9 protein-coding genes are annotated in these 11,880 nt (G+C 61.6%); 1 reads left to right on the forward strand and 8 read right to left on the reverse strand.

The genetic code is table 11. The features are described from left to right. Positions 1–65 precede the first annotated feature (65 nt). From ACQKEK_RS09955 to ACQKEK_RS09970, 4 genes are read right to left on the reverse strand one after another with little or no spacing between them, the layout of a single operon-like run. Positions 66–1,133 (reverse strand): hypothetical protein, encoded by a 1,068-nt coding sequence (locus tag ACQKEK_RS09955; RefSeq protein ID WP_499142389.1) that lies wholly within the window; start codon positions 1,131–1,133, stop codon positions 66–68. A gap of 3 nt (positions 1,134–1,136) precedes the next feature. Further along, complete coding sequence (locus tag ACQKEK_RS09960; protein ID WP_019339589.1) at positions 1,137–1,385, reverse strand: acyl carrier protein; 249 nt, start codon at positions 1,383–1,385, stop codon at positions 1,137–1,139. Next, the gene (locus ACQKEK_RS09965) at positions 1,382–3,301 is read right to left on the reverse strand and encodes an HAD-IIIC family phosphatase (RefSeq protein WP_499142390.1); all 1,920 of its coding nucleotides are present in this window, start codon (positions 3,299–3,301) and stop codon (positions 1,382–1,384) included. The genes ACQKEK_RS09960 and ACQKEK_RS09965 overlap by 4 nt, the downstream gene beginning before the upstream one ends. A gap of 30 nt (positions 3,302–3,331) precedes the next feature. Next, positions 3,332–4,870 (reverse strand): MBOAT family O-acyltransferase, encoded by a 1,539-nt coding sequence (locus ACQKEK_RS09970; protein ID WP_499142391.1) that lies wholly within the window; start codon positions 4,868–4,870, stop codon positions 3,332–3,334. Between the two features lie 550 nt (positions 4,871–5,420). On the opposite strand from ACQKEK_RS09970, the gene ctpM reads away from it, so the two are divergent. Next, positions 5,421–7,103 (forward strand): methyl-accepting chemotaxis protein CtpM, encoded by a 1,683-nt coding sequence (gene ctpM / locus ACQKEK_RS09975; RefSeq protein WP_499142393.1) that lies wholly within the window; start codon positions 5,421–5,423, stop codon positions 7,101–7,103. A gap of 411 nt (positions 7,104–7,514) precedes the next feature. On the opposite strand, the gene ACQKEK_RS09980 is transcribed toward ctpM, so the two are convergent. The 4 genes from ACQKEK_RS09980 to ACQKEK_RS09995 all read right to left on the reverse strand — a co-directional run bounded on the left by ACQKEK_RS09980 (position 7,515) and on the right by ACQKEK_RS09995 (position 11,736). Next, complete coding sequence (locus tag ACQKEK_RS09980) at positions 7,515–8,855, reverse strand: short-chain fatty acid transporter (RefSeq protein ID WP_499142394.1); 1,341 nt, start codon at positions 8,853–8,855, stop codon at positions 7,515–7,517. Positions 8,856–8,987: 132 nt separating this feature from the next. After that, positions 8,988–10,169 carry an acetyl-CoA C-acetyltransferase gene (locus ACQKEK_RS09985; protein WP_499142396.1) on the reverse strand — a complete coding sequence of 394 codons (1,182 nt, stop codon included), beginning with the start codon at positions 10,167–10,169 and terminating at the stop codon, positions 8,988–8,990. 187 nt (positions 10,170–10,356) lie between these two features. Next, positions 10,357–11,013, reverse strand: coding sequence for a CoA transferase subunit B (locus ACQKEK_RS09990; RefSeq protein ID WP_499142397.1), 657 nt, complete (start codon positions 11,011–11,013; stop codon positions 10,357–10,359). Positions 11,014–11,037: 24 nt separating this feature from the next. After that, positions 11,038–11,736: a CoA transferase subunit A gene (locus ACQKEK_RS09995; protein ID WP_491818281.1), complete on the reverse strand. Its 699-nt coding sequence runs from the start codon at positions 11,734–11,736 to the stop codon at positions 11,038–11,040. Between the last annotated feature and the right edge of the window lie 144 nt (positions 11,737–11,880).

Raw genomic sequence — 11,880 nt, forward strand, 5'->3', positions numbered from 1 at the left:
TATGTTCAGCAAAAAGCCCGGGCATGTGCAGACAGCCCGGGCTTTTTGATTCCGATGGCAGCCAGTCAGGGCAGCTTCGCGGTTTCCAGCGTCGAGGATGGGACAGGCGCGATTGCGGCGTCGCGCATCTGCTCGGCCAGGGCTGCGGTGAATCCCTGCACCACTGACCAGCGCAGGTGTACCGCGTCGACAAAGGAGGACATCGGCGTGTCCCAGTCTTTGTCGGCATTCCAGTAGGTGCCACCAGTGGCGTTGAGGGTTTCCATGATTTGCTTGTCGAAGTCGGCCAGGAACGTACCGTCTGGATCGTACTTTTCCTTCCACTGCGGGTGCAGCGGTGTGGAGACGACCATCAGCTCTCGGCCTTCCTGCGCCAGGCGCGCGCTCATCTTGCCCAGGGCCGCGAAGCAGCTGGCATCCAGCGGCTCGGGGCGGCCGTACAGCAGCTCACGGGTATTGCTGGTGACCAGCGGGCCATCGCCGAAGCGGTTGAACACGAGCGGGTCCCACTCGATTTCTCCGGCGCGTTGAGCCTTGACCGTCAACGCGTTGCGCGCCAATGACTTCGGCGAGAAATAGCGCATGTAGTGGCCCCACGGGGAGGCGTTTTCATAAACGTAAGGGTCGACGTGCTCACGGTTGAGCACCGCTGTAGGTACACGCCAGCAACCGGCGAAATCCTGTGGGTCGGCAATCATCACCACACTGCGAATGCTGGGCTGACGGTCTAGCAACCAATGCCCTACGTAGGTCGACTGGTTGGCGAACAATCCACAAAAGGCGCCGTTCATCGGGCGCACCCCGGGCAATGCCTCGGTCAGCACATGGCCGTCCACGTGGCGCCAGGCCACGGAAGACCCGATGATCAGCAGATTCGGCGATTGGATCGGGTTGTCGCGCAGGAAGCTGAGCTTTTCATCGACACAGGAAATATTGGAGAACGCCGGGGGTGGCAGGTTGCCGGTCCGGTTCAGCGCGAATAGCGTCAGGCAAAATATCGCCAGCGCGCCGAACAGCCCGGCAAACAACGACAGCAGATACCGCGAACGCACCCGGCCCGGCACGCTGGCCGCGCTGGTTGCTCCCTGTTCGGCATTGCTCCCGTCCCTGGGCACATCTGCTGTCTGGATCATGAATTATTTCCCCTCCAGCTTAGCGCTGATGACTTGGGCGAAATGGCCGACGTTGCGCAGCGACTCGAGCTCCGCCGTCCGAAACTTGATGCCGAAGCGTTGTTCGGCGGCGACCGTGAGCATCACGTGGGTCTGGCTGTCCCAGCCCTCGATGTCGTTGGCGGTCATTTCTGGCGACAGCACAATGCTGTCGTCATCGAACACATCATGGAAAACCGGGGTGAGTTGCTTGAGTACTTCTGCTTCGGTCATGCCAATACCTCGATGAAATGGCGGGGTGTGCGGGGGGATGTGAGTTCGTAACGCCAGAAGGTGGCCTCGCGGGCGCTGTCATCGGGCGCCGAATGCTGGACGAAACCCAGACGGGGGAAATGCTCCGCGACCATGCCGTTACGTTCGGTTGGCCGGTACTCACCGATCAGTGCGCGATAGCCGGCAGCGGTGGCGGCGTTGGTCAGCACATCGAGCACCGCGTCTTCGACCTGGCGACCCAGTACGCGACAGCTCATCAGCCAGCTGTCGATGAGCAGCTCGTCGCTAGCGACAGCTGCATCCGGACGCGCCAGGACAACGCTGATCAGGCCGTTATCACCGAACTTGTCAGCCAGGCGGATTGCCAGAGCCACCGCCGCCGGGTCGCTGGCGATGCGCTCGACCTCCGCTTCGCTATAGCGGCGCGTGGTGAGGTTGAACTGGTTGGTCTTGTTGATCAGCTGCGTGCTGCGGGCGAGTTCGGCGGCGCCGATCGGGGTGGCGGTCAGCACCATCTCCAGTCCGCGCAAATAGCCTTCCATGTCGGTGGCCTGGCTCATTGCCGCTTTGCGCTCAGCGTTCAAGGCATAGTTGCGCCCGCGTGTGGCATCGTCCGAGGTGAAGGAGACGGCCTCGAAGTACCCGGCGGCGGCGACGCGTGCCGGATAGTCGGCCACGTCATCCGGCAGTTCCGGGACCGCGACTTCCGGCAGCTCGCGACGCACGATGTCGCGCTCGGCGGGGTTGTCATCGACGAACACCAGGCTGTCGAGCCCAATGTCGAGCATCGAGGCGATGCGGCGCAGGTTGCCAGCCTTGTCTTCCCAGTTGGCGACGAAGGCCGCGATGTCGCTGCGCTTGAGCGCCATCTCGGGATGATTGAACGCCGCTTCGGCCACGCTCAGATCATTCTTGCTGCACACCGCGAGGATGATGCCGCGGCGCGCCAGCTGTGCTGCGTAGCGCTGGAAGGCGAGGAAGGCTTCGCCGCTGGGCGAACCCTGGCCGAGGTGGATGCCGTCTACGCCATCGTCACCGACTACGCCGCCCCACAGGGTGTTGTCCAGGTCCAACACCAGGCACTTGCGCGACAGACCGAGGCTGGCGGCGGCGATGCGGGCCAGTTGGTCGCCATACAGCGGCGCCAGGTTCGGGCTGACCAATTGCTTGGCCTGATGCCAGCGCACCGGTTCGGCCAGGCCGTCGCCATAACTGCCACGGGCGGCTTCCCAGGCAAGGTCCATCAGTAATACGCCGTCTTCTCGGGCTGCGGCACGGATTGCGGTATTGAGGCGATCGATGAGCGCGTAGGGCGAGGCCGGAACCAGCGCTTCGAATGAACCAAAAATCGGAGGGTCGGCGGGCACGATGGTTTGCTGGACGACCTGGGCGGCGTAGCGCTCGCGTGCCCGGCGCCACAGCAGGCGCAACTCGTCGACCCGTTCGGCGACCGCGGCGTCGACGTCTGCCTGCGAGGCTTCGAGCGGCAACTGCAGCGGCGCGTCTCGCGCATCCAGCGCCAGGACGATCAGTTGCGGGGCAAAGTTGGCGAGCTCGGCGTCGTCCATCAGCAGCGCCTGACGGTACATGCCATAGGGCGCGACGTGCACCGAGAGCGCCAGGCGACGCTGCAGGCCCGCGACACGAATCGCCGGCACCAGATGATCCACGGTATGCGATGACAGCAGGGCGATGCGCAACGGTCGCAGCCCGCTGTTGGCCGTTTCGCCGTTCGCCAGCGCACGCAAGCCTTCGCTTGCGAGCCGGTCCAGCCGGGTGGTGAGCGTGAAATCGCGGCGGTAGCCGGCCAGCTTCGCAGCCAGATCCAGGCGAGTGAAGGGGTCGGCTTCGCGTTTGGCCTCGCCGAGGGCGCTGCCAAGATCAGGGTGTTGCGCTAACCAGAGAAGCTGATCCATTAGCGTGTCACTCCTTACTTGTAGACGGTTTCAGAATTGGAAATAGAGGAATTCGGTAGGGGCCACGGAAAACGCAACGGCCAGGGCGAAGAAGCCCAGCACGCCCACGGCCAAGCCGATGACTGGCGTCGGGCTCCATACCGCGACCGGGAACCAGCGCAGCAGCCAGTTCTCGCGCGGTTGGGCGTCCAGAGCAGTGCGGAAGCCGGCCATCCATTGCTGCACGTTGGGCATGAACCAGACAAAGGCGAGCAGTACGGCCACGGTGAGGTAGTCGGACTTGTCGAAATCCGTACTCAGTTCGCTCAAGCCAGCCATGCCTGATAGCATCGCCACCGCCGCGGTCACGCTGTTGGCCCGGAAAAACACCATGGCCACGACGACGCAGAAGAAAGTCAACAGGACTGCGCCGGTGTGATGCCAGAGCTTGTCGCTGTCCAGCGGCAAACCGCGGCGCGCCTTGTAGGCGCGGAAGCCGTGGACGACGACCAGATAGAAGCCGTGCAACAGACCGAACACCACGAACTGCCAGCCCGCACCGTGCCAGACGCCCGAGATGAACATGGTCAGCACGGTGGGGTAGGCGATCAGTACGACAAAGGTCCCGAGGCTCATCTTGCCTCGCCGTGGCAACGGCTTACCGGCGGCCATCCGTGCGCGGGTGATGCGCATCACGATGGGGTTATAGATGTAGGCCGTGAGGAAGCGCGTCAGCGTCATGTGCCAGCGCGACCAATAGTCGATGACGTTATGCGCCTTGAACGGGCTGTTGAAATTGACCGGCAAGCGCAGGCCGAACATCAATCCCAGGCCGATCGCCATGTCGCTGTAGCCCGAAAAGTCGAAGTAGATCTGCAACGTATAGCTGAGCGCGCCGTACCAGGCGTCGTATAGCGAAGGCACCGTTCCATCGGCGGCAATCGCGAAGATCGGCGAGGCGTTTTCACCCAGCGGGTCGGCGAGGATTACCTTCTTGAACAGGCCGAGTACGAAGACGGTCAGGCCCAGCGAGATATTGTCGAGCCGCGGGCGAAAGGTGCTGCTGTCGTTGAACTGCTTGAGCATTTCGCCGTGATGGGTGATGGGACCGGCGATCAGCTGCGGAAAGAAGCTGATGAAGAGGCAGTAATTGACGAAATCATGCTCGGCAACTTCACCGTCGTGCGCGTCGACCAGATAGGCGATCTGCTGGAACGTGAAGAACGAGATCGCCAGCGGCAGGATGATGTCGCCCACGGACCATCCGAGGTCGAAGGCGCTGTCGAGCGTGCCAAAGAGAAAGCCGGTGTACTTGTAGTAGCCCAGCAACGCGACATTGGCCGCCACACCGAGAACCAGCAGGCTCCGCGATGGCCGCCGCATCAGGTAACCACCGATCAGGTAGTTGACCACCATGCTGCCCACCAGCAGCGGCACGTAAGCGGGGTTCCACCAGCCATAGAACACCAGTGATGCCAGCGTCAGCCAGATCGCGGCGTAACGTTGTCTGCCGGAGCCTGCGAGGAGAATGAAGCCCAGAAGCACCACCGGAAGGAACCCGGCGATGAACACCATTGAATTGAAGAGCATCGTTCTTTTTCCCTATCCCTGAACAATTAACAACCGTCCCTCGGAACGGTGAACGTCGACCCACTCCATACCGAACAAGAGCCGTTGCCGCATCACTGGAAGTCACCCGCACCAGCCGGAACGCAGCTCTGTTGCGAACAATTTTCAATACACAAAACCTGTGCATGGTCTGCTAACTGCGACACAGAGTTGTTAGAGAAAGTTGCGCCGTTTATCCGTTCGGATAACCAATCCGGACGGGCGGAAAATCCAAGAAAATCAAGCGAAACGGCCGTCGTAGAGGCGTTTGCTGAGATTTTGGAAAACGGTTGGGAAGTAGACGCGTCAGGTTGCCGCACGCACCAAAATCGCGCACTGATGGAGGGCGCTTGGTTTCGGCTGTCCGCGGCTCATGGAAAGTCAGGGCTGAGAAGGGAAGCGCTGCCATTGCTGTTTTTTTCGGAAAGCGTGCTGTTCGTCGCTTGATCAACCAGAGACGTTTTATCGGCGTCAAGTTCCCACTCGGTCAGCCGATGGCTCATCGGTACTCACACATCTTGGATGCCACTCCATGCGTCTCACCTTGAAAATTAAAGTCCTGCTTCTCGCACTGGTGCCCGTCACGCTGTTCGCGTTGGTTCTGAGCGGTGCAGCTGCGCAAATTCTCAATTCCTTGGCCGAAGAAGAGATCGAGACAGCCCGCGAGCGGATGATCGACGATGCTCGGACACGACTCGAGGATTACATGCGGATTGGTGTGAGCAGCGTGGCTCACCTCTACGAGCCGGCCGCGCAAGGGGATCTGGCCAGTCGTGCCGAGGCCATCGCTATCCTCAAGAAGATCAAGTTCGGCAAAGACGGTTACTTCTTCGGCCATGACTCCAATGTGGTTCGGCTGTTCCGCGGCGAGAGCCCGGTGGATGTGGGCTCCAACCTGAGCGACCGTCGCGACTCCAACGGCGTCTACATCAATCGTGAGTTGGTGGCCGTAGCGAAAAACAACACTTACTTCGTGAATTACTCATCGCCGTTGCCCGGTAACGACAAGGTATCGGTGCCGAAACTTGCCTACAGCTACTACCTGCCCAAGTGGGACCTGGCGCTGGGTACGGCGATCAACCTGGACAATATCGAGTCGGCCTTGAGCAAGGTGAGGACGGAAATCGATGGCCGAGTCAAGTCGATCATCACCAGCATTCTGGTCATCGCCGGCGTGATGTTGGCGGCGCTGTGTGTCGCAGGTGTGGTGATCAGCAACTCCATCGTCAAGCCGATCCAGGTTATTCGCGCTCAGCTCGATGACATCGCCGCTGGTGATGGTGACCTGACTCACCGCCTGCCGGAAGATCGCAATGACGAACTGGGCCAGCTGGCCGGCTCGTTCAACCGCTTTGTCGGCAAGATCCACACCATGGTCAGCCAGGTCGCGGAATTGACCGGCCAACTGACCGGCATGGTCGCCGAGGTCGCTTCCCAGGCACAGCGCTCCGAGAAAGCCATGGAGACCCAGCGCCAGGAAACCGATCAGGTCGCCACGGCAATCAACGAGATGTCGGCCGCGGCGCAGGAAGTCGCCCATAGCGCCCAAGGCGCCGCTGAAGCTGCACAACAGACCGATCAGGAAGGCCAACAGGCGAAAGCCGTGGTGGATTCCAGCATTCGCCAGATTCACTCGCTGGTTGAAGAGATCCGCAGCAGCGGCACTTCGCTCGATGCGCTGCAGAAGGATGTGCATGCCATCGTGGGGGTGCTCGACGTGATCCGCTCGATCGCCGAGCAGACCAACTTGTTGGCGCTTAACGCTGCCATCGAGGCGGCGCGTGCCGGTGAGGCGGGACGTGGCTTTGCGGTCGTAGCCGACGAGGTTCGTGCGCTGGCCAGCCGCACCCAGCAGAGCACCCAGGAAATCCAGGGCATGATCGATCGCTTGCAGACCGGCGCCAAACAGGCCGTCGCCGCCATGAGTCGTTCCAGCGAGGCGGGTGATGCCAGCAGTGCCCAGGCCAACCAGGCAGGCGCTTCGCTGGACGCCATCGCCCACCTGATCGCCACCATCAACGGCATGAACGCGCAAATCGCCAGCGCGGCGGAAGAGCAGACCGCAGTGGCTGAAGAGATCAACCGCAGCGTCCATCAAATTGCCACCGCCGTTGAGAACGTTGCGGAAGAAACTCAGCAGGGCGCGCAGACCGCACGCAACCTGGCCAATGTGGGTGAGCGTCTGGGTGGGTTGGTGCGCCAGTTCCGCATCTGACGCGGCCTGATCTCGCCAGATCGCTCAAATCGATCTCAAGGCAAACCCCGCATTGGTGGGGTTTCATTTGCGCAGGTCAGCCCTCAAAGTGCCGTCCTTAGTTATTAACAACCGAAGAAGTAGAGGCAGCCGGTCAAAGCGCTACAGATAAAGCACCCTGGCCCACCCATCTCCATGCTCACGTAGGGTGGATCACGCTTCACCGATCCACCGGGTGACGATCCACTAAGCGGCGTCACGGTGGATGTAAAAAGCGACATCCACCCTACCGAGCTGAAGAGAACGTTTCCATCTGCGCAGTCTCCATGCTCACGTAGGGTGGATCACGCTTCACCGATCCACCGAGTGACGATCCACTAAGCGGCGCCACGGTGGATGTAAAAAGCGACATCAACCCTACCGGACTTCGCATCAGCCGAAGAAATACAGACAGCCTGAAATGACGATGCCCGAATAGACCAGCATCAGCAGGCAGTAGCCCATGATGTCGCGCGCACCGAGCCCGACGATGCCGAGAATGGGCAGCGCCCAGAATGGCTGGATCATGTTGGTCCAGGCATCGCCCCACGCAATCGCCATGGCCGTGACGGCTGGCGTCACTCCTAGCGCCTGGCCGGCTGGCAGCATGATTGGCCCTTGCACCGCCCACTGACCGCCACCCGACGGCACGAACACGTTGACCAATCCGGCGCTGAGGAAAGCCAGCACCGGGAAGGTATCGGCCGATGACCAGGCGATGAAGGTGTCGGTGATCTGCCGACCCAGCGACAGCCCTTCGGCATTGGCGCCGATCATCATCCCCATGATGCCCGCGTAGAACGGGAACTGGATGACGATGCCGCTGATGCCACCGATGCCGTCTTGCACCGCGCGCATGTAGCGCTCCGGCGAGCCGTGCAGTGCCAGACCGATGAACAGGAACAGACCGATGACGATATTCAGCGTCAGGGCAAAGCCGTTCTCGGCGAAGTAGTAGCCGAAATAGACCACAGCCAGCGCAATGATGATCAGGTTGAGGATACGGCTGTCGTCCATGCGCTGCGCCAGGGTGTTGCGCGGCAGGGACTCATGGGCGGGATCGAGCAGTTTCGCCGGGTCCGCGACCTTCGGGTCTTTCGGATGCATGGCCCAGTTAAGGATCGGCAAACCGATGACCAGCAGCGCGATGATCGTCAGGTTCATGGCAGTGAACAAGGTGTCACCGACGCCGATGGCGGTCGTCACGACACCGCCAGACATGCGCTCCAGATCTGCGCCGCCGGTGGCCAGCGAAAGCGGAATTGAACCGGACAGGCCGCCGTGCCAGACCAGAAAGCCCGAATATGCCGCGGCGACCAGCAGCGGGTAATCGACGCCTTTTACTTCACGTGCCAGCGCGCGGGCGAACACCGCGCCGATCACCAGACCGAAACCCCAGTTGATCCAGGAGCCGGCCAAGGCCACCAGTGTGACCAGCACCACGGCGCGGCCCGGTGTGCGTGCGGTCCGTGCCAGGCCTGCGAGCAGGCGATGGATGGCGGGTGCGCTGGCCAGGGCGTGGCCGGTCACCAGAATCAGCGCCATCTGCATGGCGAAGGTGAGCAGGTTCCAGAAGCCGGTGCCCCAGTGTTTCGCCATTGAAGGCAGGCCCTGGCCGGTGACGAGCATGCTCGCGGCAAGCACGATGAGGCTGAGGAGAATCGCAAAAACGAAGGGTGAGGGTAGGTATCGCTGAATGAGCTTGACGCTCAAAGCGGTAACGGAACTGAGCATGGTCGTTGATCCTGTGTTGTTCTTCTTTTTTATAGGCGGCGCACGTGCGTGGCGTGCGCCTATTTATTGCTAGGGTTTGGTGAGCCTGCACGGCGTGGTGTCGGTCCTCCTCTATAAGCCGGCGTTGTCCGTTTAGTGACGTTCGAGAGCCAGCGCGACGCCCTGACCGCCACCGATGCAGAGCGTGGCAAGGCCTTTCTTCGCGTCGCGGCGGATCATTTCGTGCAGGAGCGTGACCAGTACGCGGCAGCCGGACGCGCCGATGGGATGTCCCAGCGCAATCGCGCCGCCATTGACGTTGACCTTGCTCGCATCCCAGCCGAGTTCCTGGCCGACCGACAACGCCTGGGCGGCAAAGGCCTCGTTGGCTTCGATCAGGTCCAGCTGGTCCAGCGACCAGCCTGCCTTGTCCAAACAGCGGCGGGTGGCCGAAACCGGCGCGATGCCCATGATCGCCGGGTCGACGCCAGCATTGGCGTAGGCCTTGATCGTGGCTAGCACCGGCAAACCGAGGGCCTTGGCCTTGTCTGCGCTCATCAGCAGTACCGCGGCGGCGCCATCGTTGAGGCTGGAGGCATTGCCGGCGGTAACCGAGCCATCCTTCTTGAACGCCGGCTTGAGTTTGGCCAGCGACTCGGCGGTAGTGCCGGCACGGGGCTGCTCATCGGTGTCGAAGCGCAGGGGGTCGCCTTTGCGCTGCGGAATCTCGATGGGCGTGATCTCGTCCTTGAAACGTTCGGCCTCGATGGCTGCGACAGCCTTCTGCTGCGATGACGCGGCGAAGGCATCCTGGGCTTCGCGGCTGATCCCGTACTTGTCGACCAGGTTCTCGGCGGTGATGCCCATGTGGAAATCATTGAAGGCATCCCAGAGGCCATCGCTGATCATCGAGTCGACCAGCTCGGCGTGGCCCATGCGCAACCCGGTGCGGGCCTTGGGCAGCACGTAGGGCGCCAGGCTCATGTTTTCCTGACCGCCAGCGATGATCACCTCGGCGTCGCCGCAGCGAATCGCTTGCGTAGCCAGATGCAGCGCCTTGAGGCCGGACCCGCAGACCTTGTTCAGCGTGAAAGACGGCACCGCGTGGGGAAGGCCCGCCTTGATCGAAGCCTGGCGCGCGGGGTTCTGGCCGGAGCCGGCGGTGAGGACCTGCCCGAAGATGACTTCATCGACTTCGGCGGGGTCCAGCCCGGTTTGTTCGAGCAGGCGCTTGATGACGGCGGCGCCCAGGTCCGGCGCTGGGATGCCGGCCAGTGCGCCTTGAAAGGTACCGATGGCGGTACGGGTTGCTGCGACGATGACGACGTCTTGCATATTCGCGCTCCAGTTTGAATTGGATGTTGTTGTGATGCCGGTGTGTCGTTTTCTAAATCACGGGGTGGTCAACGCATGTGTTGCCGACTCGTACGCCCGTAGGAGCCAGCTTGCTGGCGATCACCAGCCACTAACCCTCACATTCGCGATGGGTCTGGCTTGCGTTCCCAAAGCAATGCATGCGTGTCTAGAACGTCATTTCCGGCACATGATCCGGCACCACAAGCTCGCCGGCTGTCTTGGCGACGATCTCCTTAACGCTCACGCCGGGCGCGCGTTCCTTGAGGACAAAGGCACCGTTCTCGATTTCAAGATAGGCCAGATCGGTCAGCACGCGCTTGATGCAGCCGGCGCCGGTCAGCGGCAGCGTGCACTTGGGCAGCAGCTTGGACTCGCCATCCTTGGAGGCGTGGGTCATGAGTACGATGATGTTTTCGGCGCCGGCGACCAGATCCATCGCGCCGCCCATGCCCTTGATCAGTTTGCCCGGGATCATCCAGGACGCGATGTTGCCCTGCACGTCGACCTCGAAGGCGCCGAGCACGGTGAGGTCGATATGCCCGCCTCGGATCATTGCGAAGGATTCGGCGGAGTTGAAAATGGAGGCGCCGACGCGTGCGGTGACGGTCTGTTTGCCGGCGTTGATCATGTCGGCATCGAGTTCGTCTTCTGTGGGAAACGCGCCCATGCCGAGCAGGCCGTTCTCCGATTGCAGCATCACTTCCATGCCCTCGGGCACGTAATTGGCGACCAGGGTCGGGATGCCGATGCCGAGGTTCACGTAGAAGCCGTCCTGCAGCTCACGGGCGACGCGCTGGGCCATTTGTTCACGGGAAAGTGCCATCGTCGATTCCTCTTATTCTTTTGATTAGGTGCGGACGGTGCGCTTTTCGATGCGCTTCTCGAAGGTGCCGCAGATGATGCGGTCGACGTAGATGCCGGGCGTGTGGATTTGGGTGGGGTCGATCTCACCGGGCTCGACGATCTCCTCGACTTCGACCACCGTGATCTTCCCGGCTGCGGCCGCCAGCGGGTTGAAGTTCTGTGCGGTGTGGCGGTAGATGACGTTGCCGTAGCGGTCGGCCTTCCAGCCTTTGACGATGGCGAAGTCGCCGGTAATGGCGTGTTCGAGGATATGCGGCCGGCCGTTGAATTCACGGACATCCTTACCTTCGGCGATGGGAGTGCCGTATCCGGTGGCGGTGTAGAAGGCGGGAATGCCGGCGCCGCCTGCCCGCATCTTTTCAGCCAGCGTGCCCTGAGGCGTCAGTTCGACCTCCAGCTCGCCATCCAGCAGCTGCTTTTCGAATAGCGCGTTTTCACCTACGTAGGAGGCGATCATCTTGCGGATCTGCCGGTCCTCCAGCAGCACACCCAGGCCGAAGCCGTCGACGCCGCAGTTGTTGGAAACCACCGTCAGGTCACGGGTGCCCTTGCGCTTGATCTCGGCGATCAGGTTCTCGGGAATGCCGCACAGACCGAAGCCACCGGCGAGCACGGTCATGCCGTCCTCGAGCCCGTCGAGCGCCTCGGCATAGGAATTCACGCGCTTGTCGAAACCAGCCATAAACGATTCCTTTTTGTTGTTGGGTTGTTTTTGGTGAGCTGCAGTCGAGTGTTCTCTTGTGTGTCGGATTTGTTAAGTTGATTTTTAAGCGCGATTGATTGATAAAACGAAACAAAGCGCCGTCATGCGCTCTCCCGGATCCGA

This window comes from Pseudomonas sp. NPDC077408, from assembly GCF_050269105.1.
GTDB lineage: Bacteria > Pseudomonadota > Gammaproteobacteria > Pseudomonadales > Pseudomonadaceae > Stutzerimonas.

What these genes read in the sequence shown, in the direction of transcription:
- ACQKEK_RS09955 (WP_499142389.1), bottom strand. Translation starts at nt 1,133, where the DNA reads ATGATCCAGACAGCAGATGTGCCCAGGGACGGGAGCAATGCCGAACAG.
- ACQKEK_RS09960 (WP_019339589.1), bottom strand. Translation starts at nt 1,385, where the DNA reads ATGACCGAAGCAGAAGTACTCAAGCAACTCACCCCGGTTTTCCATGAT.
- ACQKEK_RS09965 (WP_499142390.1), bottom strand. Translation starts at nt 3,301, where the DNA reads ATGGATCAGCTTCTCTGGTTAGCGCAACACCCTGATCTTGGCAGCGCC.
- ACQKEK_RS09970 (WP_499142391.1), bottom strand. Translation starts at nt 4,870, where the DNA reads ATGCTCTTCAATTCAATGGTGTTCATCGCCGGGTTCCTTCCGGTGGTG.
- ctpM (WP_499142393.1), top strand. Translation starts at nt 5,421, where the DNA reads ATGCGTCTCACCTTGAAAATTAAAGTCCTGCTTCTCGCACTGGTGCCC.
- ACQKEK_RS09980 (WP_499142394.1), bottom strand. Translation starts at nt 8,855, where the DNA reads ATGCTCAGTTCCGTTACCGCTTTGAGCGTCAAGCTCATTCAGCGATAC.
- ACQKEK_RS09985 (WP_499142396.1), bottom strand. Translation starts at nt 10,169, where the DNA reads ATGCAAGACGTCGTCATCGTCGCAGCAACCCGTACCGCCATCGGTACC.
- ACQKEK_RS09990 (WP_499142397.1), bottom strand. Translation starts at nt 11,013, where the DNA reads ATGGCACTTTCCCGTGAACAAATGGCCCAGCGCGTCGCCCGTGAGCTG.
- ACQKEK_RS09995 (WP_491818281.1), bottom strand. Translation starts at nt 11,736, where the DNA reads ATGGCTGGTTTCGACAAGCGCGTGAATTCCTATGCCGAGGCGCTCGAC.